This window comes from Streptomyces coeruleorubidus (genome assembly GCF_008705135.1).
Taxonomy (GTDB): domain Bacteria; phylum Actinomycetota; class Actinomycetes; order Streptomycetales; family Streptomycetaceae; genus Streptomyces; species Streptomyces coeruleofuscus.
Window position 1 is genome coordinate 8,757,249 of record NZ_CP023694.1, and the last position, 20,941, is coordinate 8,778,189.

General features: G+C 71.2%; 17 protein-coding genes. 6 read left to right on the forward strand and 11 right to left on the reverse strand.

From position 1 onward, the window contains the following. Positions 1–32: 32 nt before the first annotated feature. Positions 33–407 (forward strand): roadblock/LC7 domain-containing protein, encoded by a 375-nt coding sequence (locus CP976_RS39910; protein ID WP_150484725.1) that lies wholly within the window; start codon positions 33–35, stop codon positions 405–407. 81 nt (positions 408–488) lie between these two features. Here the strand turns inward: CP976_RS39910 and CP976_RS39915 are convergent, their stop codons facing one another. The 6 genes from CP976_RS39915 to CP976_RS39940 form a co-directional block, all read right to left on the reverse strand. Further along, positions 489–1,469 carry an alpha/beta fold hydrolase gene (locus tag CP976_RS39915; protein ID WP_150484726.1) on the reverse strand — a complete coding sequence of 327 codons (981 nt, stop codon included), beginning with the start codon at positions 1,467–1,469 and terminating at the stop codon, positions 489–491. A 97-nt stretch (positions 1,470–1,566) separates the two neighbouring features. Next, on the reverse strand, positions 1,567–2,061 hold the full coding sequence (locus CP976_RS39920) for a lamin tail domain-containing protein (RefSeq protein ID WP_059414578.1): 495 nt from the start codon (positions 2,059–2,061) through the stop codon (positions 1,567–1,569). Between the two features lie 143 nt (positions 2,062–2,204). Beyond that, the gene (locus tag CP976_RS39925) at positions 2,205–3,569 is read right to left on the reverse strand and encodes an FAD-dependent oxidoreductase (protein ID WP_150484727.1); all 1,365 of its coding nucleotides are present in this window, start codon (positions 3,567–3,569) and stop codon (positions 2,205–2,207) included. A 138-nt stretch (positions 3,570–3,707) separates the two neighbouring features. Continuing rightward, on the reverse strand, positions 3,708–6,443 hold the full coding sequence (locus CP976_RS39930; RefSeq protein ID WP_190147023.1) for a SpoIIE family protein phosphatase: 2,736 nt from the start codon (positions 6,441–6,443) through the stop codon (positions 3,708–3,710). Positions 6,444–6,607: 164 nt separating this feature from the next. Then, positions 6,608–7,153 carry a hypothetical protein gene (locus CP976_RS39935; RefSeq protein ID WP_150484729.1) on the reverse strand — a complete coding sequence of 182 codons (546 nt, stop codon included), beginning with the start codon at positions 7,151–7,153 and terminating at the stop codon, positions 6,608–6,610. Positions 7,154–7,181: 28 nt separating this feature from the next. Beyond that, positions 7,182–7,619, reverse strand: coding sequence for an ATP-binding protein (locus CP976_RS39940; RefSeq protein WP_229876357.1), 438 nt, complete (start codon positions 7,617–7,619; stop codon positions 7,182–7,184). A gap of 314 nt (positions 7,620–7,933) precedes the next feature. Between CP976_RS39940 and CP976_RS39945 the strand changes: the two genes are divergently transcribed. Continuing rightward, positions 7,934–8,164, forward strand: coding sequence for a DUF397 domain-containing protein (locus CP976_RS39945; RefSeq protein ID WP_150485709.1), 231 nt, complete (start codon positions 7,934–7,936; stop codon positions 8,162–8,164). A 155-nt stretch (positions 8,165–8,319) separates the two neighbouring features. Continuing rightward, positions 8,320–9,234: a helix-turn-helix domain-containing protein gene (locus CP976_RS39950; RefSeq protein ID WP_150484730.1), complete on the forward strand. Its 915-nt coding sequence runs from the start codon at positions 8,320–8,322 to the stop codon at positions 9,232–9,234. Between the two features lie 51 nt (positions 9,235–9,285). On the opposite strand, the gene CP976_RS39955 is transcribed toward CP976_RS39950, so the two are convergent. Then, positions 9,286–10,113 (reverse strand): SAM-dependent methyltransferase, encoded by an 828-nt coding sequence (locus CP976_RS39955; RefSeq protein WP_150484731.1) that lies wholly within the window; start codon positions 10,111–10,113, stop codon positions 9,286–9,288. Between the two features lie 239 nt (positions 10,114–10,352). Between CP976_RS39955 and CP976_RS39960 the strand changes: the two genes are divergently transcribed. The 3 genes from CP976_RS39960 to CP976_RS39970 all read left to right on the forward strand — a co-directional run bounded on the left by CP976_RS39960 (position 10,353) and on the right by CP976_RS39970 (position 15,072). Continuing rightward, on the forward strand, positions 10,353–12,743 hold the full coding sequence (locus tag CP976_RS39960) for a molybdopterin oxidoreductase family protein (RefSeq protein WP_150484732.1): 2,391 nt from the start codon (positions 10,353–10,355) through the stop codon (positions 12,741–12,743). After that, positions 12,740–13,231, forward strand: a complete 492-nt coding sequence (locus CP976_RS39965; protein WP_150484733.1) for a hypothetical protein — start codon at positions 12,740–12,742, stop codon at positions 13,229–13,231. The genes CP976_RS39960 and CP976_RS39965 overlap by 4 nt, the downstream gene beginning before the upstream one ends. A gap of 158 nt (positions 13,232–13,389) precedes the next feature. Continuing rightward, positions 13,390–15,072 (forward strand): tetratricopeptide repeat protein, encoded by a 1,683-nt coding sequence (locus CP976_RS39970; protein ID WP_150484734.1) that lies wholly within the window; start codon positions 13,390–13,392, stop codon positions 15,070–15,072. A 138-nt stretch (positions 15,073–15,210) separates the two neighbouring features. Here CP976_RS39970 and CP976_RS39975 read toward each other — a convergent pair whose 3' ends face one another. Genes CP976_RS39975 through CP976_RS39990 form a run of 4 tightly spaced genes read right to left on the reverse strand, consistent with a single transcriptional unit; the run spans position 15,211 to position 20,782 of the window. Next, positions 15,211–16,212 carry an ABC transporter ATP-binding protein gene (locus tag CP976_RS39975; protein ID WP_150484735.1) on the reverse strand — a complete coding sequence of 334 codons (1,002 nt, stop codon included), beginning with the start codon at positions 16,210–16,212 and terminating at the stop codon, positions 15,211–15,213. Continuing rightward, positions 16,205–18,286: a dipeptide/oligopeptide/nickel ABC transporter permease/ATP-binding protein gene (locus tag CP976_RS44105; protein ID WP_229876341.1), complete on the reverse strand. Its 2,082-nt coding sequence runs from the start codon at positions 18,284–18,286 to the stop codon at positions 16,205–16,207. Before CP976_RS44105 ends, CP976_RS39975 begins: the two co-directional genes overlap by 8 nt. 14 nt (positions 18,287–18,300) lie before the next feature. Next, positions 18,301–19,227, reverse strand: coding sequence for an ABC transporter permease (locus CP976_RS39985; protein ID WP_150484736.1), 927 nt, complete (start codon positions 19,225–19,227; stop codon positions 18,301–18,303). Between the two features lie 13 nt (positions 19,228–19,240). After that, a complete protein-coding gene (locus CP976_RS39990; RefSeq protein WP_150484737.1) occupies positions 19,241–20,782 on the reverse strand; it encodes an ABC transporter substrate-binding protein in 1,542 nt (513 codons plus the stop codon). Between the last annotated feature and the right edge of the window lie 159 nt (positions 20,783–20,941).

The window sequence follows — 20,941 nt, forward strand, 5'->3', positions numbered from 1 at the left end:
CGAAGAAACACCGAACGAAAGGAACCGCCCGCATGGCCAACACCGAGACCGCGCTGAAGGAATGCCTGAGCTCCATCGACGGAGCGACGGCTGTGGCACTCGTCGACTACACCAGCGGCATGGCGCTCGGCACCCTCGGCGGCACCAAGGACTTCAACCTGGAAGTCGCCGCCGCCGGCAACACCGATGTCGTACGGGCCAAGCTGCGCACCATGGAACTCCTGGGCCTGAAGGAGGAGATCGAAGACATCCTCATCACCCTGAACTCCCAGTACCACCTCATCCGCCTGCTCAAGGGACGTGGAGGCAGCGGACTGTTCCTCTACCTCGTGCTCGACGGGAGCCGCGCGAACCTGGCGATGGCCCGCCACCAGCTCCGCCGGATCGAGAACGATCTGGAGGTCTGAGCCGGCACCACGGACGGGAGCCCTCCGCCACGGACACGTCGCGGAGGGCCCCGGCACGCCGGATCGCCGCACCTACGAGGATCACCTGACCCGGGGCAGGCCGGCGAGCCAGTCGGTCAGGAGCCGGTTGGTCTCGGCGGGGCGCTCCTGCTGGAGGAAGTGCCCGCAGCCTTCGAGGATGTGAGAAGCCGTCAGTCCGGGCAGAGTGGCCGGGTACGCCTCGATCGCGTCGGCCAGCCAGGTCGTGGACGCGTCCAGGGCGCCGCCGATGAAGAGCGACGGCTGTGTGACGGGGGCGCCGGCGAAGTCGGCCAGGTCCTGCCAGTCCCGGTCCATGTTCCGGTAGCGGTTCAGGGCGCCGGTCATGCCCGTGCGTTCGAACTCCCCGGCGAAGACGTCCAGGTCGGCCTCGCTCAGCCAGCGCGGCAGGCGGCCGACGGGGAACCGGTCGCGCAGCGTCCCTCCGCGGGCGACGAAATGCGGACCGGCTTCGGGCATCGTGCCGGCGGACAGGGCGGCGTAGAAACCCGCGAGCCAGCCGCGCACGTCGGGCTCGATCTCCGCTTCGGCCCGGCCGGGCCGCTGGAAGTAGGAGACGTAGAACTCCTCCTCGCCGCCCATTCGCGCGAAGACCTCACCGGGCCTGGGGCCGCCGGGCGGCGTGTAGGGCACGCTCAGCAGCCCCACCGCGCGGAACACCTCGGGCCGGACCAGCGCGGACGTCGCGGCGATCGTCGCACCCCAGTCGTGCCCGACGACCACCGCGGACCGCTCGCCCAGCGCCTCGACGACGGCGACGTTGTCCTCCACCAGCTCGACCATCCGGTACGCGTCCACCGCCGCGGGCCGGGACGAGCGCCCGTAGCCGCGGACGTCGACGGCCACCGCGCGATAGCCCGCTGCGGCCAGGGCAGGCAGCTGATGACGCCACGTGTACCAGGACTCGGGGAACCCGTGGAGCAGCAGTACCAGCGGCCCGTCACCCTGCTCGACGAGGTGGACGCGGCCGGCCGGTGAAGGGACGAGGCGGTGCGTGCGGTCGCCGGCGGACGTCTGCGACATGGATCCTCCTGCGGTCCGGAGAAAAGGTGCTCGGTCCACCGATCATCCGGCGTCCGCCGCGCCGCACGCGAAGCCTGTTGCCGGTTCGGCAAAAGGCTCAGCCGTGGTACGTGATGTACCCGTTGCCGTCCTTGTCGGAGCCGCTCTTGGTGTACGAGTGCACGTCGGCACGGCTGCCGGACGGCTTGTACACGTAGATCGTGTCCTTGTCGTTGTTCCACATGAAGTTGCAGTTGTCGCGGTAGACGACGTTCTTCGCGTCGGAGTCGGTCCCGTTGCCGCCGCGCAGCTTCACGTAGTCACCCGGCTGAAGGGTGTGGCTCGCGGTGAAGGTGAACTTGTTCCCCGCGGCGTCCTTGACCACGTAGCCCTTGAGGTTCACGGTCGTCGACCGCGAGTAGTTCTTGATCGTCAGGTACTCCTCGTCGGTGTTCCCCGTCGAGCAGCGGTTGGAGTCGCTCCCGGGAGCGTCGTACTGGATCCCGCGGATCTTCAGCGCGGAGTTGTACTCGGCGGCATGGGCCGGAACCGCCGTCAGGGCGGCCAGGGCTCCGGCAGCGGCGGCCGTGGTGGCGACAAGGCGTATACGCATGGACGTTCGTCCCCCCTTGCGTGACCCTCCGATGAAGGTCATGTGATGGTTTGGTGAAGCATCCGGATCGTACACGGTTCAAGCACGCAAAAGGGCGGGTCCGGTGACATCTCCACCGGACCCGCCCGCAGGGTGATGGGACGTCAGGCGCCGCTCGCCCGCAGCATGTCCTCACGCTCCACGATCTTCACGCGCTCGCGGCCCTCGGGCTCGCCCAGCGCCTTCTCCGCGGCATCCAGCTTGTACCAGCCGTCCCAGGTCGTGAAGCGGACGTTCCGCTCGGCGAGGAACGCGTCCAGGGCCTCGGGGGCGGGGGTGGCGGGCGTGTGCAGCCGGCCGTTCGCGTAGTCGTCCAGCAGGTTGGCCACCGTCTCGTTCGCGTCGCCCTTGGTGTGGCCGATGAGCCCCACGGGGCCGCGCCGGATCCAGCCGGTGACGTACGTGGACTGGAGGGGTTCGCCGGTCTCCTGCATGACCCGCCCGCCCTCGTCGGGGACGGTGCCGGAGTCGATGTCCCAGGGCAGCTTGGGGAGTTTGTCGGACAGGTAGCCCACCGCTCGGTAGACCGCGCCGACGTCCCAGGTCTTGAACGTGCTGGTGCCCTTGACGTTGCCCGTGCCGTCGAGCTCCGTGCGCTCGGTGCGCAGTCCGACGACCTTGCCGTCCTCGCCGAGGATCTCGACCGGCGACTCGAAGAAGTGCAGGAAGAGCTTGTGGGGCCGGTTGCCGGTGTCGCGGATCGCCCAGTTCTCCAGGGTCTTGGCGACCATGTCGGCCTGCTTGTTGCCGCGCCGGGTCGCGATCGAGCCCTCGTCGTAGTCGATGTCCTCGGGGTCGACGATGACCTCGATGTTGGGGGAGTGGTCCAGCTCCCGCAGCTCCATCGGGCTGAACTTCGCCTGCGCCGGGCCACGGCGGCCGAACACGTGGATCTCCTTGGCCCGGTTGGCCTTCAGGCCCTCGTAGACGTTCGCCGGGATCTCCGTCGGGAGCAGCTCGTCCGCCGTCTTGGCCAGGACCCGGGCGACGTCGAGCGCGACGTTGCCGACGCCGAGCACGGCGACCTTCTCCGCCTCCAGCGGCCAGGTGCGCGGCACGTCCGGGTGGCCGTCGTACCAGGAGACGAAGTCCGCGGCGCCGTACGAGCCGTCGAGGTCGATGCCAGGGATGGACATCGACCGGTCGGCCATCGCGCCGGTGGCGAAGATCACGCCGTCGTAGAACGCGCGCAGGTCGTCCAGGCTGATGTCGGTGCCGTAGTCCACGTTGCCGAAGAGCCGGATCTGGGGCTTGTCGAGGACCTGGTGCAGGGCGGTGATGATGCCCTTGATCCGCGGGTGGTCGGGCGCGACGCCGTAACGGATCAGGCCGAACGGCGCCGGCATGCGCTCGAAGATGTCGATGGACACGCCGGGTTCGGCGGCCACCTGGGACTTGAGCAGGGCGTCGGCGGCGTAGATCCCGGCGGGGCCGGATCCGACGATGGCTACCCGCAGGGGGCGGGGCATGGTCAGGTTCCCTTCGAGCGGCGACAAGTGATCTCGCCGTGAAGCCTAAACTGAGGCATGCCTAAGTTGGTACGCGGGTCCGGTCTATGAGCTCATAAGGCGACTTTATGACCGACCGTAGACGGCCTTATGGCCCGCTCACGGCAACGGCTGCTCCGCCCAGATCACCTTCCCGGCGGGCAGATAGCGCGTCCCCCAGCGCTCGGCGAGCTGCGCGACCAGGAACAGCCCCCGCCCGCCCTCGTCCGTCATCGTCGCGTACCGCAGATGCGGAGATGTGCTGCTGCTGTCGAACACCTCGCAGATCAGGTTGCGGTCGCGCAGCACCCGGACGTGGATGGGGCCGCCGCCGTACCGGAGCGCGTTGGTGACCAGCTCGCTCAGGATCAGCTCGGTGGTGAACGTCAGCTCGTCCAGTCCCCACTCGGCAAGCTGCCGGGAGACGGCCGCCCGCACCTCGCCCACGGCGGCCGGGTCGGCCGGCACCGGCCACTCGGCGACCCGGTCGGCGGTGAGCGCCCGGGTGCGCGCGACGATCAGGGCGATGTCGTCGCTGGAGCGGGCCGTGAGCCGAGCGTCGAGGACGGTCCGGCAGGTGTCCTCGGGGGACTGTCCAGCCCGGCTCAGTGCCTCCCGCAGCATGTCGAGACCGACGTCGATGTCCCGCTCCCGGTCCTCGACCAGCCCGTCGGTGTAGAGGACGAGCCGGCTGCCCTCCGCCAGCTCCAGCTCCGCCGTCTCGAACGGCAGACCGCCGAGACCGAGCGGGGGACCGGCGGGCACGTCGGGGAACTCGACACTGCCGTCGGGGTGGATCAGCGCAGGCGGGGGATGCCCGGCCCGTGCGAGGGTGCAGCGCCGGGTGACCGGGTCGTACACGGCGTACAGACAGGTCGCGCCGGTGACCGGGGCGCTGCCGTCCTCCTGCGTCTCGTCCTGGTCGATGCGGCCGACCAGCTCGTCCAGCAGGGCGACGAGTTCGTCGGGCGGGAGGTCGAGCGCGGAGAAGTTGTGCACGGCGGTGCGCAGCCGCCCCATGGTGGCCGCGGCGTGCAGCCCGTGCCCGACGACGTCTCCGACCACGAGCGCGACCCGGGCCCCCGACAGCGGCAGCACGTCGAACCAGTCGCCGCCCACCCCGGCCTGCGCGGGCAGATAACGGTAGGCGATCTCCAGGGCGTCCTGCTCGGGCAGGTTCCGGGGGAGCAGGCTGCGCTGGAGCGTCACCGCCATGCTGTGCTCGCGGGTGTAGCGGCGCGCGTTGTCGATGGAGACGGCGGCCCGCGCGACCAGCTCCTCCGCCAGAGCCAGCTCGTCCGTGTCGAAGGGCTCCGGCTTCTCGCAGCGCCAGAAGCTGACCACGCCCAGCACCAGGGAGCCGGCCCGCAGCGGCACGGTGATCAGGGAGTGGATGCCGTACTCCACGATCTGCGCGGAGCGTTCGAGGTCCTGTGCCTGCCAGCCGGGGGCCTCGCCCAGCCGGGCTTCCAGGACGGGCCGGCCGGTGCCGAGACTGCGGCCCTGCGGAGAGGACTCGACGAACCTGATCCGCTCGCCGACGGAGTAGAGCGGAGCGTCCTTGCGGATCCCGCTCAGCGCCGTGCGGCTGAGCCCGGCCGCCGCATCCGGCTGCCCGCCGCTCAGCACCGCGTCGAACAGGTCCACGGTGGCGAAGTCGGCGAACCGGGGCACCGCCAGCTCGGTCAGCTCCTCGGCCGTACGGGTCACGTCCAGGCTCGTCCCGATGCCCACCCCTGCGTCGTACAGCATGTTGAGCCGTTCCCGCGCGGTCTCGGCCCGGCCGGAGAGGGCACGCAGCTCCGTGGAGTCGCGGAGCGTGGCGACACTGCCGGGCGGGACGCCCGCGCGGTCCGTGGTGCGCTGGTTCACGGCGAGGAGCCGGTCCCCGACGCGGTGCACCTCGTCCGTGGCGACGCGCCCGGAGGCCAGCAGCTCGGCGGTGCCCGGGTCGAGCCCCAGGCTGAGCACGTGGCGGCCCTCGGCGTCGGCGGGCAGCCCGAGCAGACGGTGCGCCTCGTCGTTGGCGAGCAGCAGGGTGCCCCCGTCGTCGACGATGAGCACGCCCTCGCGCACGGCGTGCAGCACGGCGTCGTGGTGTTCGTACATCCGGGTCATCTCGTGCGGCCCGAGCCCGTGGGTCTGGCGCATCAGCCGCCTGCTCACCAGCGCGGCGCCCGCCGTCGCCAGGATGAGCGCCACCGCCGCGGCGGACAGCACGAGCGGCAGCTGACGGTCGGCGGTGCCACCGACGTTGGCGGTGGTGATCCCGGCCGACACCAGGCCGACGACCTCGCCGTCCGGAGCCTTCACCGGCACCACGGCCTGTACGAGGGGGCCGATCGTGCCGGTGATCTGCTCGGTCACCGCCCTGCCGGCCAGCGCGGGCTCGAGCGTCCCGACGAACTTCTTCCCGATGCGGTCCGGCCTGGGGTGGGTGTAGCGGATCCCGTCGGTGTTCATGACGACGATGAAGTCGACCTTCGACTGTTCACGGGCGGCCTCGGCACGCGGCTGGAGCACCGCCGTGGGATCGGGGCTCTCCAGTGCCTCGATCGTGCCGGGCGCGTTGGCGAAGGTCTCCGCGACGGCGAGCGAACGGTTGCGGGCCTCCTGGGTCGTGTCGTGCCGCACTTGCAGCACCAGCGCCACCACGGCCGCCACCACCAGCAGCAGCACGATCACCACGACGAGCAGGAACACCTGGCGGGCGACACTGCGTCCGCCCAGCACCGACCGCAGCCCCGTCACCGGATGCCACCGTGACGGGCCCGCCTCCCGCCGCTGCCGTTCGGACGGCGCAGCGCCGGGCCGCAGGGGCGATCGAGTCCCGGATCGACCCAAGAGTCGGACCATGTGCCATGTCTACACTGCCCGGCCGCGCGAGGCGAGGGGCATCACCCATGGTGACAGGGGGTCCTCACCGTATCGTCACGTCTCCCGGCGCCCGGGACGCCCGCGTACGGTGTCCGCCCCCGGAACGGGCACGGACGGCAGACCCTCCGGGACGTCCCGCGGCCTCAGGTGGCCAGCGAACGGGCGAGCTCGGTCGTGGCCCGGGCGATCTCCGTGTCCTCGTCCGCCATCAGCCGGCCGAGCTCACCGCGGCGGGCCCGCACCGCCTGGCGCGCCGCACGCTCCCACACCACCGGGTTCTCCCGGCGGTTCAGCAGCTTCGGATAGGCGGCCGCGGTGCTCTCCCACTGCCGGGCTTCGGCGATGTTCTTGAGCAGCCGGATGATCTGGGCGCGGCAGGTCACCTGCGGCAGCTTGGCCAGCTCCCACAGGAAGGGAACCGTGGCGGCCGTCGCCTGCTCCACGACGAAGCCGAACTGGCAGATCCGCTTCCGCAGGTCGGCGAGTGCGGAGCGGGCGGTGTCGGCGTCGCCCCAGGCGATGCCGTTGAGAAGGAGGGGAATGGCGGCCGCCGAACCGGTGGAGTCCTGGATGTCGCCCCAGGGCACGCGGTCCAGGGCCGTGAGCGGCGTGTTCCCGGCCACCCCGGACGGGGCGTCGGGGCGCTGTGGGCGCTTGCTGCTCGGGTGTTCCGTCGAAGCGCTGCGCATGGCGTGAGGCCTTTCCGCGGCAGTCGTGTCAGATGGGTGGACAGGTCGACAACCTGGCCCAGACCGTCTTGCCCGCCGGAGGGCAGGGGGTCCAGCCCCATTCCTCGGACAGGGCGTCGACGAGGCACAGGCCCCTGCCGTGCTCCTCCCAGGCGGAGCCGGCCGGCGCGTACACGGGCGGGTGGTCGTCGGGGTCGGAGACGGTGACCAGCAGATGGGTGGGGTCCAGGAGGAATCCGAGCCGGATCTCCGGCGCGCCCGCCGCCGGTGCCGCGTGCGTCGCGGCGTTGGCGGCGAGCTCGGTGACGACGAGCGTCGTGTCGTCGTAGCGGTGGCCGAGCGACCAGACGTGCAGCGTGTCGCGGGTGAAGGACCGGACGCGCGCGAACCCCTCCCTGCTGCACTCGACGCGCAGGGCGGCCGAGGCGGACAGGGCAGCCGAGGGCTGCGGCATCGTCTCCGGCATCGGGGGCGGGGTCCCGTACGGCGTCGCCTCGTACGACGTCCCCGTGGGCGGGCCGGGCGGGAATCCGGTGCCCGTGCCGGGCGCGCCTGCGTGTGCCGCAGCCCTACTAGGCGGCCGGAGCACGTGCTGCGCAGCTGATGACACGGCATCTCCCCGATGCGAGGTCAGGACGCGGCGCCAGCCCAGGGGTTGACGCCGCCAGCTATTATCCACGCTGACGGCGCTTCCGTGCAATTGCACGAGAAATTGCGTGAGAATCAAGCCGTGTTGGGTACGCGAGCCGGGACATGGACGAGAACAGCAAGGAGATCGCGGTGCCACCAGTGCAGAACGGAGTGCAGGCAAGCTCGTTGGACGCCTGCTGGATCAAGAGCCGGCACAGCAACGCCGAGGGCAACTGCGTCGAAGTGGCCCCTCTCGCCGACGGGGGGATCGCGATGCGCAACTCCCGTGACCCCGACGGGCCCGCGCTCGTCTACACGGCGGCGGAGGTGTCGGCGTTCCTGGCCGGGGCGAAGGACGGCGAGTTCGACCACCTGCTGTGAAGCCCGCCTGCCGTGAAGCCCGCCTGCCGTGAAGCCCGCACGGTGAAGTGGAGCCCAACTCCCCATTTCCATGGGGCTTCTCCGAGGGGTGCGGGGACGCCCGGCGGAGTGCGATAGTGTAAATCGCCCTCTGTGCCGGTCTGCTGGGAGTCAGGATGTCCGCCGCGTCGCATCGCATCTCCCGTCTGGAACCCTACCTGGACAGGCCCGAGCCGGCGCCGACTCTGCTGAAGATGCTGGTCGGCGTACAGCTGGCAGGCTTCCGTGAGGACGCCGGGCTCGCCCAGGACCAGGCGGCGCGCGCTGTCGGCTTCAGTGCCGCGAAGCTGTCCCGCATCGAGTCCGGCAAGGGCCGCCGCCCGCCGACGGAGAACGACGTCCGCGCCCTGCTCCGGCTGTACGGCACCGACGACTACGAGGCCTCGGTGCTGCTCAAGCTGTTGCAGCGCGCCGGCGAGCCGGGCTGGTGGCAGCGGTACGACAAGCGGCTGATGCCCGAGTGGTTCGATCGGCTGGTCGGACTCCAGGAGGCCGCCGCCACCATCCGTACCTTCGAGATCCAGTACGTGCCCGGCCTGTTGCAGACACCCGCCTACACCAGGGCCGTGGTGGAGCGGGGCCTGCCGAACGCGCCGGCCGGCGAGGTGGAGCGCCGGGTGGAACTCCGCCGGCACCGGGCGCGGTTGCTGTTCCGGCCGGACGCCCCGCAGTTGTGGGCGGTCATCGACGAGTCCGTGCTGCTGCGCGTCCTGGGCAGCACCGAGGTGATGCGGGAGCAGCTCGCGCACCTCGTCGACATGGCCGAACGTCCCAACGTGACGTTGCAGATCATCCCGCTGAACGTCACGAACGCCTCGGCGCCGGCCATCCCGGTCACGTATCTGCGCTTCGGCGGTCTCGACCTCCCCGACGTGGTCTACCTGGAGCACATCAAGAGCGCGAACTTCCTCGAGGACCTCGACGAGACGGAGGAGTACCGGATCGCGCTCGACCGCCTTGCGGACGAGGCGCTCAAGCCGCGTGAATCCCTGGAACTGCTGCGCACGACGATGGAGCAGCGCTACGCGTGACGTGCGAGTGCCTCACGCGGGTCGACCTGCGTCCCGTGCGAGGCACCTGAGTCACTTCTCCAGGGGAATCCGCCCCACGCCGCCGAACTCGATCCACTCCTGGGTGAGCTGACGGGGCGCCACCTCGGTGTCCGGACGCCACGTGGACACCTCCACCAGCCCCGGCTCGAGGATCTCCAGACCCTCGAAGTACGCGGCGACGTCCTTCTCCTCGCGCACGCGGCCCCAGTGCCCCTGGGTCGCCTGGTCCATGAAGTTCGTGACGAAGTGACGGACCTCGGGGTCCTCGCTGACCAGCTGGCACATCACCATGAAACTGCCGGGCGCGAGCCGCTCCCGCACACGGCGCGCCACCGCGATCGGCCCGTCGGTGTCGCTGTCCGGGATGCAGTGGAACACCGAGTTGAAGAGCACGCACACCGGCTCGGAGAAGTCGATCAGCCGCTTGGTGTCGGGGTGGTCGAAGATCAGGTCGGTCTCGCGCAGGTCCGCGTGGATGACGCTCGTGCGCTCGTCCTGCTCCAGCAGCGCACGGCCGTGGACCAGCACCATCGGGTCGTTGTCGACGTACACCACGTGGGTCGTGGGGTCGATGCGCTGGGCGACCTGGTGGACGTTGTCCTGCGTCGGCAGGCCTGATCCGTGGTCGAGGTACTGCCGGATGCCGTATTCCTGGGAGAGGGTCCGCACGACCCGCTGGAGGAAGCGCCGGTTGTTCAGGGCCAGGCGGCGCGTGCTGGGCACGACCTTGTCGAGTTCCTCGCACGCGGCACGGTCGGCCGCGTAGTTGTCCTTGCCGCCCAGGTAGTGGTCGTACATACGCGCTGCCGTCGGCACGTTCGCGTCGATCTCGGTGGACAACTGCTTCTCGGAGTGCATCGTTCCCCCTGCGTGGTGCCGTGCCAACGGACTGGCTGGACAGGAAGTACATCCTAGGGAGCGGGAGTTGGCCGCTGCCAGCCCAGTGGCGAAGGTGCCCACGATCGAACGACCGGCTGATCGTCCCCCGCGACACAGTGTGCGCCCTGTGCCACTCTGGTGTACTCAGCGTCACCGGGGGCTTCGGTGGTCACGGCGGGGTACTCGCCAGGGGACGTTCTCCTGTGGGAGGTGGGACCGTGGACACCTCGGCCGACCGGATCGCGGATCCCTGGGGTGCGCGTACCCCGTACGACCCCGGCACGCCGTGGCCGTCCCGGACGGACGCGCATCTGCGGGCCGGGACCGCCGAGCAGGACGTGGAGCGGTGGGTGCAGTCCGCCTCGCTGCTGCACTCCAACGGCGACGCGATGGACATCGCGGTGCGCGAGGGCCGCATCGTAGGAGTGCGGGGCCGGGCCGCGGACCGGGTGAACCGCGGACGCCTGGGCCCCAAGGACCTCTACGGCTGGCAGGCCAACGCCTCTCCCGACCGGCTCACCAGGCCCCTGGTCCGTGAGAACGGCCGGCTGGCGGAGTCCGACTGGGACACCGCCATGGACCGGATCGCCGCCCGGACCCGGCATCTCCTGGACGACAAGGGACCGGGCTCGATCGGCTTCTACACCACCGGACAGCTGTTCCTGGAGGAGTACTACACCCTGGCCGTGCTCGCCCGCGCCGGCATCGGCACCAACCACCTGGACGGCAACACCCGGCTGTGCACGGCGACCGCCGCCGAGGCGCTCAAGGAGACCTTCGGCTGCGACGGGCAGCCCGGCTCCTACGACGACATCGACCACGCCGACACCGTCGCCCTGTTCGGGCACAACATGGCCGAGACGCAGACGGTCCTGTGGATGCGGCTCCTGGACCGCCTGGAGGGGAGCGATCCGCCCCGGCTGGTGTGCGTGGATCCGCGGTACACGCAGGTCGCCCGGCGCGCCCATGTCCACCTGGCCCCGCGCGCGGGCACCAACGTCGCGCTGCTCAACGCGCTGCTGCACGAGATCATCCGCACCGGCCGCGTCGACCGGTCCTACGTCGACGCGCACACCGTCGGTTTCGAGGAGCTCGCGGCCGCGGTCGAGGAGTGCACGCCCCGGTGGGCGGCCGGGATCTGCGACGTGCCCGCTGCGCAGATCGAGCGGGCGGCGGAGATCCTCGGCGGCGCCGAGCGGCTGCTGTCCACGGTCCTCCAGGGCGTCTACCAATCCCACCAGGCCACCGCTGCCGCCGTCCAGGTCAACAACCTGCACCTGATCCGCGGCATGCTGGGCCGCCCCGGCCGCGGACTGCTCCAGATGAACGGGCAGCCCAGCGCCGAGAACACCCGCGAGTGCGGCGCGGACGGCGATCTGCCGGGCTTCCGCAACTGGCAGAACGACCAGCATGTGGCCGAACTGGCCGCCGTGTGGAACGTGAAGCCCGAGACGATCCCGCACTACGCGCCGCCCACGCACGCGATGCAGATCTTCCGGTACGCCGAGCAGGGCTCGATCCGGATGCTGTGGATCACCGGCACCAACCCGGCCGTGTCCCTGCCCGAGCTGTCCCGCATCCGGTCGGTCCTCGCCCAGGAACGGCTGTTCGTGGTCGCGCAGGACCTGTTCCTCACCGAGACCGCGCAGCTCGCCGACGTCGTCCTGCCCGCGGCGACCTGGGGCGAGAAGACCGGCACCCTCACCAACGCCGACCGCACCGTGCACCTGTCGGAGAAGGCCGTCGAACCGCCCGGCGAGGCCAGGGCCGACCTGGACATCTTCCTCGACTTCGCCGCCCGCATGGACTTCCGCGACAAGGACGACGGGCCGCTGATCACCTGGCACGACCCCGAGTCGGCGTTCGCGGCGTGGCAGCGATGCAGTGCCGGCCGCCCCTGCGACTACACGGGGCTGAGCTACGAACGGCTGCGCGGCGGCAGCGGCATCCAGTGGCCCTGCACCGAACAGGCCCCCGACGGCACCGCGCGCCTCTACACCGACGGCATCTCGTTCGCCCACCCCGACACCTGCGAGAGCTACGGCAAGGACATGGTCACCGGGGCGAGCGTGGAGCCCGTGGAGTACCGGTCCCTCAACCCGGACGGCAAGGCGGTCATCAAAGCAGCGGAGTACCTGCCGCCCCACGAGGACACCTCCGCCGACTACCCCCTCCAGCTGATCACCGGCCGGACCGTGTACCACTTCCACACCCGCACGAAGACCGCCCGCGCCCCCGAGCTGAACGCCGCCGCGCCGGACGTCTGGGCCGAGATCTCACCCGCCGAGGCGTCGGCCCAGGGGCTCGCCGACGGCGACCTGGTGCAGGTCACGACGGAGCGCGGGGCGGTGCGGGCCCGGCTGCGCACGACCGCGATCCGCGACGGCATGGTGTTCCTGCCCTTCCACTACGGCTACTGGGACACCCCGGCGGGCCACCGCCCGCCCGACGACGGCCCCGGCCGTGCCGCCAACGAGACCACCGTGACCGACTGGGACCCGGTCTCCAAACAGCCACTGTTCAAGACCGGCGCGGCGCGCGTCACCCTCGTCGCGCGGCGCGCGAGCGACACCCGGGCCCGGACCGAGACGGCGGGGAGCAGCACATGACCGGCATCGGCATCACCCTGCGCCTCCTCCACGACGGCGAACGCGACCTGGAGCAGGACCTGCTGGCCGCCGCCGCACGGCACCACACCGACCACGAGTTCCACCATGTCGCCCTCGACGTCGCCCGCTGGTCGCGCGAGCACGCGGCCCTCCTCGCGGACGCGGGCCGCGACCACGGCCTCGACCTGTCCGGCCCACGCGGCAACCCGTCACCCGGCGCGCTCGCCACGCTCCGGGAGAAGGCGTCGGAAGCCCTTGGCCGACGCCCTGAGACCGGTCTGCTTCTCCTGCACGACCTGCGCGATCTGCATCTGGCGGCCGCGCGGAACTCCCTGCACTGGGAGATGCTCGCCCAGGCGGCGCAGGCCACCCGGGACGAGCGGCTCCTGGCACTGGTCACCGACTGCCACCCGCAGACGCTCCGGCAGCTCCGCTGGACCAACACCATGATCAAGGTCCTGGCGCCGCAGCTCCTGACCAGCGTCTGACCCTGGCGGCGTCCTGCTGCACCGCCGCCCCTCGATCTCATCAGTCATGTTCTCAAAGGTGCCCCGCTAATCTGGAAATACGAGAATTCATCGGTGATCGAGGGCGCGTCCGCAGCCGCTATTCTCACGGCTCCCGGCCGCTTTCCCAGGAGAAAACCATGGGCGATTATTACGACCTCGGCACGCACAGCCGTCCCGTCACCACCTCCTCCGTCGAGGCCCAACTCTGGTTCGACCGCGGCCTGGTGTGGACGTACGCCTTTCATCACGAGGAAGCCGTCGCCTGCTTCGAAAAGGCGGCCGAAATCGATCCCGAGTGCGCCATGGCGTATTGGGGCATCGCCTACGCGCTGGGCCCGAACTACAACAAGCCCTGGGAATTCTTCGAAGGCGAGGAACTGGCACGGACGGTGGAGCGTACGCACGCCGCCGTGGAACGGGCCCATGAGAAGGCCGTCGGGGCCACCCCGGTCGAGCAGGCCCTGATCGGCGCGCTGCGGGCCCGCTACCCGCAGGCGGAGGCCGTCGAGGACTGCTCGGTGTGGAACGAGCCCTACGCGGACGCGATGCGCGCGGTCTACGAACTGGCGCCCGACGACCCGGACATCGCCACCCTGCACGCCGACGCGCTGATGAACCTCACCCCCTGGCAGCTGTGGGACCTGACCACCGGTCAGCCGGCCGAGGGCGCACGGACCTCGGAGGCCAGGGCCGTCCTGGAAGGCGCGCTCGGGACCGACGCGGGCGCCCGGCACCCCGGGGTTCTGCACCTGTACATCCACCTGATGGAGATGTCCCCGACACCGGAGCAGGCCCTCACCGTCGCCGACCGGCTGCGCGGCATCGTCCCCGACGCCGGGCACCTGCTCCACATGCCCTCGCACCTCGACGTCCTGTGCGGGGACTATCGCCAGGTCGTCGCGGCCAACAGCGCCGCGATCGCCGCCGACGAGAAGTTCCGCCGCCGGGCCGGCGCGATGAACTTCTACACCCTCTACCGGGCGCACAACTACCACTTCAAGATCTACGGGGCCATGTTCCTCGGTCAGGCACAGGTCGCCCTCGACACCGCCGCCGAGCTGGAAGCCGCCATCCCCGAGGAGCTGCTCCGCGTGCAGAGCCCCCCGATGGCCGACTGGCTCGAGGGCTTCCTCGCCATGCGCGTCCACGTACTGATCCGCTTCGGCCGCTGGGCCGACATCCTCGCCCTGCCGGCCCCCGCCGACCCGGAGCTGTACTCGGTGACCACCGCCATGCGGCACTACGCCCGGGGCGTCGCCCTCTCGGCCACCGGCGAGGTCGACCGGGCGGAGGCCGAGCGCGAACTCTTCCGCGCGGCGGTGAACCGGGTGCCCGAGTCGCGGACGCTGTTCAACAACACCTGCCGCGACATCCTCGCCGTCGCGGCGGCCATGCTGGACGGCGAGCTCGAATACCGCAAGGGCAACCACGACCTCGCCTTCGCCGCCCTGGAACGCTCCATCGAGCTGGACGACAACCTTCCCTACGACGAGCCCTGGGGCTGGATGCAGCCCACCCGCCACGCCTACGGCGCCCTGCTGCTGGAACAGGGCCGGGTGACGGAGGCCGAGGCGGTCTACCGCGCGGACCTCGGCCTCGACGCCACCCTGCCCCGCCCCCTCCAGCACCCCGGCAACGTCTGGTCCCTGCACGGCTTCTACGAGTGCCTGCTGCGGACGGGCAAGACCGCCGAGGCGGCTCTCGTGGCCCAGCAGCTCAAGATGGCGACCGCGCTGGCCGACGTCCCGATCCAGGCGTCGTGCTTCTGCCGCCTGGACACCGCGGCCGGTCACCAGGCGGCCGACGGGTGCTGCCACTGACCCGTCGGCCGACCGAGTGCACCGGATCGACCGAACGGCCGCCGGTCAACGCCCCGTCGGCGACTGCGGTGCCCGACGCATCAGGGCTATGCCGTACCCCTGCCTCCGGTTGGAGGAGAACGCGGAAGGCGCCGCCCGTCACGCAGTCACCGGCGGGTTCTCCTCCAGAGGGAAATGGCATGCCGCCCCGTGGACGGGCTCCCGGGGCGGAGGCGCGGGGACCTCCTCGGCGCATAGATCCCGCGCCTGCCGGCACCGGGTACGGAACCGGCATCCGGACGGCGGGTCGGCCGGGGAGGGGATCTCACCGGTGAGCAGGATGCGCTGCCGTTTGCGGCCGCCGCCGGCCACGGGGGAGGGGGCCGCCGACAGCAGCGCCTCCGTGTACGGGTGGCGCGGCCGCTCGTAGACCTCCTCCGTCGGGCCCGTCTCCATGATCTTGCCCAGGTACATCACGGCGACCCGGTCGGCGAGGTGCCGCACCACCGACAGGTCGTGCGAGATGAACACGTACGACAGTCCCAGCTCGTCCCGCAGGTCGCACAGGAGGTTGAGCACCTGCGCCTGCACCGACAGGTCCAGCGCGGAGACGGGCTCGTCGCAGACGATCACCTCCGGCTCCAGCGCCAGGGCGCGGGCGATCCCGATTCGCTGCCGCTGTCCTCCGGAGAACTCGTGCGGGTGACGGCTCGCGTCCGACGCGCGCAGGCCGACCATCTCCAGCAGCTCGGCCACGCGGGCCGCCCGCTTCGACGCGGGAACGAGGCCGCGGTGGGTCAGCCACGGCTCGCCGATCAGATCCGCCGCGCACAGACGGGGGTTGAGCGAACCGAACGGGTCCTGGAACACCATCTGCACCTTCCGGCGCCAGGCGAGCAGCTCCGCACCCGACAACGTGAAGGGGTCGACTCCCTCGTACCGAACGGTGCCCGCGTCGGGCCGTTCCAGCCGCAGGAGGACCCTCGCCAGCGTGGACTTGCCGCAGCCGGACTCGCCCACCAGGCCCAGGGTCTCCCCGCGCCCCAGGGTCAGGTCCACCCCGTCCAGTGCCCGCAGCCGGGTGCCGCCTCGCACGGTCCGCCGCACCTTGAAGCTCTTGGCCAGCCCGGTGGCCTCCAGCAGTGGCCCCTGGTCAGGCATCGGCCAGCTCCTTCCCGAAGTGGCAGGCGGCGGCCCGGCCGGCCCCGGTGCCGGTCAGCGCCGGACGGTGGGTGGCACAACGCTCCCGGGCCATGGGACAGCGCGTACGGAAGGCGCAGCCGGCCGGCACCGCACCCGGGTCCGGCGGGCTCCCCGGGATGGAGCTCAGCCTGGAGCCCCGATGCTGCTCGGCCGGTACCGACGCCAGCAGGCCTCGGGTGTAGGGGTGATGAGGCTTGCCGAACACCTCGGCGACCGGCCCGGTCTCCACCACCGTCCCCGCGTACATGACGGCGACCCGGTCCGCGTGCTCGGCGGCGAGCCCGAGGTCGTGCGTGATGAGGACGAGCGCCGTCCGCTGTTCGCCGCGCAACTCGCGCAGGAGGTCCATGATCTGCGCCTGCACGGTGACGTCCAGCGCCGTCGTGGGCTCGTCGGCGATCAGGACCCTCGGCCGCAGGGCGACCGCCGTCGCGATCAGCAGGCGCTGACGCATCCCTCCCGAGAACTGGTGCGGATAGGCGTCCGCCCGGGAGCGGGCCTCCGGAATGCCCACGCGTTCCATCAGCTCCACCGCCCTGGCCCTCGCCGCGCGCCGGGACAGGCCCTCGTGGATGCGGAACGGCTCGGCGAGCTGGGTGCCGACCGTGAGGACGGGGTTGAGCGCGCTGAGCGCGTCCTGGAAGACCATGGCCACACCGGGGCCGGCCAGCCGGCGCCTGGCCCGTGCTCCGAGACCGAGCAGGTCCTCGCCGTCGAGGCGCACCTGCCCGCCCACCACCTCCGCGACCGGGTCGAGCAGGCCCGCGACGGCGTGGGCGGTCATGCTCTTGCCGCAGCCCGACTCGCCCAGCAGCGCCAGCGTCTCGCCCGACCGCACGGAGAAGCCGACCCGGCGGACGACGTGGACGGGCCCGGCCGGGGTGTGGACGTCGACGGACAGGTCGTCCACGACCAGGACGTCGGCCGGCGTGGGCGGTTCGGTGCCGGTGGGACGGCTGCCGCCCGGAGCGGCGGTCGTGTCGGGACCGGCGGTCGTGTCGGGGTCGGCGGTCGTGTCGGGGTCGGCGGTCGTGTCGGGGTCGGCGGTCGTGTCCGGCTCGGCGACGGCACCGTCACGAGTCGCCGGGTCCGCGCTCGCCCCGCGCGCCCCCCGAGCACGCCGGCCACTCCGCCGGACCCCCTCCCGCCACCGCTGCCCCGGGTCGGTCGTCATCCGGGCCCAGGAGGCGAGGACGGTCGCCGAGACGGTCGTGAGGACGATCGCGAGACCCGGGAAGAGCGCGATCCACCACGCGCTCTGCAACTCCTGCCGCCCCTGGGCCACCATCAACCCCCAGCTCACGTCCGGCGGTTGGATGCCGATGCCCAGGAAGCTCAGCGACGACTCGGCGAGCATCACGAAGCAGAAGTCGAGCGCGGCGACGGTGAGCAGCGTCGGCAGCACACTCGGCGCGACATGCCGCCGTATGGTCGCCCAACCGCCGGTGCCGAACGTACGGGCCGCGTCCACGAACAGCCGGCTGCGCAGCTCCGCCGCCTCGGCCCGGGCCGTGCGCAGATACACGGGGATCCGGGCGACGGCCAGGACCAGCACGATGCTCGCCGCACTCGGCGAGAAGACGTACAGCACCACCACGGCCAGCAGGAGGGAGGGGAAGCTGAGGATCACGTCGGCCACCCGCAGCGACACGTTCTCGCGCCAACCGCCGTGATACCCCGCCCACATCCCCCACACCGAGCCGATCACCAGCGAGCACAGCACGGCGGGCACCGCCACGGCCAGTGTCGTCCCGGCCGCGGTCAGCAGCCGCGCGGCGACGGGCCGGCCGAGGGAGTCGCTGCCGAGGACGAAGGCCCAGCCGTGGTCGAGACTGAACGGGGGCCGGCCCGGGGCGCGCAGGTTCTGGCGGGTCGCCAGGTCCCCGGCCAGCAGCGGTCCCAGGACGGCGCACAGCGCGACCAGGACCAGGACGAGGGCCGCCGCGGAGGCGAACCTGTCCCGGAGCAGCAGGGCGTACCACCGGCGCCGTACGGTCGTGGCGCCCGCCTCGGATGTGGCTTTCTGAAGCATGTCCCGTCCTTGGCTCATGCCGCCGCCCGCTGCCGTACCCGCGGGTCGAGGAGCGCGTGGCTCAGGTCCACCAGGATGTTGAGGGCGAAGATCGCCAGAGCGGTCAGGAGTACTGCCGCCTGGAGCACCGCGAAGTCGCGCTGGAGCACCGAGTCGATCATGAGTTTGCCGATCCCGGGCCAGCCGAAGATCGTCTCGACGACGACGGCCCCGTTGACCAGCCCCACGGCCAGATCGCCCGCGACGGTCAGCGCCGGTGCGGCCGCGTTGCGCAGGGCGTGCCCGAAGACCACCCGGAACTCGGAGGCCCCCTTGGCGCGCGCCACCTTCACGTACGGCGCGGACAGCGCGGAGACCATGGCGCCCCGCACCACCTGGACCAGCACGCCGAACGGCCGGATCAGCAGCGTGGCCACGGGCAGCACCCACGCCGCCGCGCCGCTCGTGCCGGAGGTGGGCAGCCAGCCCAGCGTGACCGCGAAGACCAGCACGCCCATGATGGCGATCCAGAAGTCGGGCACGCTGGCCGCCGTGGAGGACAGGAAGCTCGCGATCCGGTCGGTCGCCGAGTTCGGGCGGTAGGCCGCCAGGCTGCCGATGACCACGGCGCCCACGATGGCCAGCAGCATCGTCCAGCCGGCCAGTTGGAGAGTGGCGGGGAAGGCCCGCAGGACGGCCTCGCCGGCCGGCTGAGCGGTGCGCAGCGACTCGCCGAAGTCGAGATGGACGACCTGGGCGAGATAGTCGCCGAACTGGGTGATCAGCGGGTCGTCCAGGCCGTTGCGGGCGGCGAACTCGGCCCGCATCTCGGGCGTCGCGCTCAGCGGCAGGTACAGGTTGGCGGGGTCGCCGGTGAGGCGGGCCAGGAAGAACACGCCGAGCACCACCACGAGCAGCGGTACGACGCTGGAGACCGCGCGGCGGCGCAGCAGGGTCAGCACGTGATGTCCTCCCTCAGTCCGCGCGCCGCATGTCGGCGAGCCGCATCTCGTCGTTGGTGGCTGAATCGGGCCGGTAGCGGACCTTGGGGGAGAGGGCCAGCAGGCCGGTCATGTTGGCCATGACGGCGTCCCGTACGACCTTGTCGTTCTGGTGGGTGAACGCGTCCGCGAACGCCTGCTGCCGTTTCCCGCCCGAGGCGAGCTCGGCCCGTTCGATGAGCGTGTCGAGCGCGTCGGTTCCGTAGCTGCTCTGGGCGCCCTCGCTGCCGTAGATCTGCGCCATCGTGAACGCGGCGTCCCCCGCCTGGTTGCCGTGCTGCGCCTGGAGCAGGGTGGGGCCGGTGTCGCCGGCGGGGAAGGGGCGCAGCAGGTACTCCAGCCAGGCGTTGACGTCGAGCATCTTGATCCTGACCTTCAGCCCGGCCTTGATCAGGCCGTCCTGGACGACCTCCATCGCCTCGGCGGCCTTCGGGTAGATGCCGTTGCGGCCGATGATGGTGAGCGTGGTGTCGGTGCGGACTCCGTCGGCGCGGGCCTCGGCGACGAGCTTCCGGGCGCGTTCCGGGTCGTAGGGCCACGGCCGCAGGCGCCGGTTGTGGCCGGTGACGCCCTTCGCCACGAGCTGACCGGTGGGCCGGCCGGCGAAGACCGCGGTGACCAGACCCTCCCGGTCGATGGCGTAGTTGACGGCCTGCCGGACGCGGATGTCGTCCAGGGGCGGCTTGGTGGCGTCCATCCGCAGGTACGAGACCTCGTTGGTGGCGAATTCGACGGCCCGGTCGCCCGCCCCGTCCTCCGGCGCGAGGCCGATCGCGACATCCGCCTCGTCGTTCGTGACCATCGCGGCGCGCACACTGCCCTCGGCGCGCCAGACATAGGTGGCGGCGGCGAAGTCGGGGGCCTTGCCCCAGTAGCCGGGGAAGCGCTTGAGCCGCAGATAGCGGCCCTGGTTCCACTCGTCGATCCGGTAGGGCCCCGTGCCGACCGGCTCGCGCACCCGGGAATCCGGATCGGTGCTTGTCGGCACGACCTCGACGAAGGACAGGCGCAGCGGCAGGATCGGGTCGGGCTTCGCCGTGGTGACCCGGAGCGTGGTGTCGTCGACGGGTGTGGCGGTGAGCTCGCTGTCGGCGAAGATGTAGCCGTCGACGTTGCAGTCGATCCCCGAGTCCGTGGCGCGCTTGACGGAGAACGCGGCCGCCGCCGCGGTGAACGGCGAACCGTCGTGGAAGGTGACACCCCTGCGGAGGGTGAAGGTCCACGAAGTGGCCGAATCGCGGGTCCACTTGGTGGCGAGGGCGGGTTCCAGGCGTCCCGTGGACGGTTCGCGCTCGGTGAGCGCCTCCGTGATGTTGGCCCGTGTCACCCGGCCCGTCGCGGTCAGCGAGGCGTCACAGGGTTCGAGCGTCGGCGGTTCCTCGGGAAGCACGATGCGCAGGGTGTCGGGACCGCCGCCGATGGGGTCGGCACCGGCCACCGAGCAGCCGGAGGCGGCGAGCAGGACGGCGAGGGACGCGACGATCGGACGACTGCGGGATAAGCCTGAACCGGTCACTGTGCCTCCCGCGTTCGCTCGCGTACACAACAGAGAACGTCGTTTAGATATGTGGACGATCTGTGGGCGATCATTATTGGACTGGCGAGGTGGAGCGCGTCAAGGGGTGTGCGTCGGTTCCCAACTCGTCCCGCCTCTTGACGTGTTGATTGCCGTCCT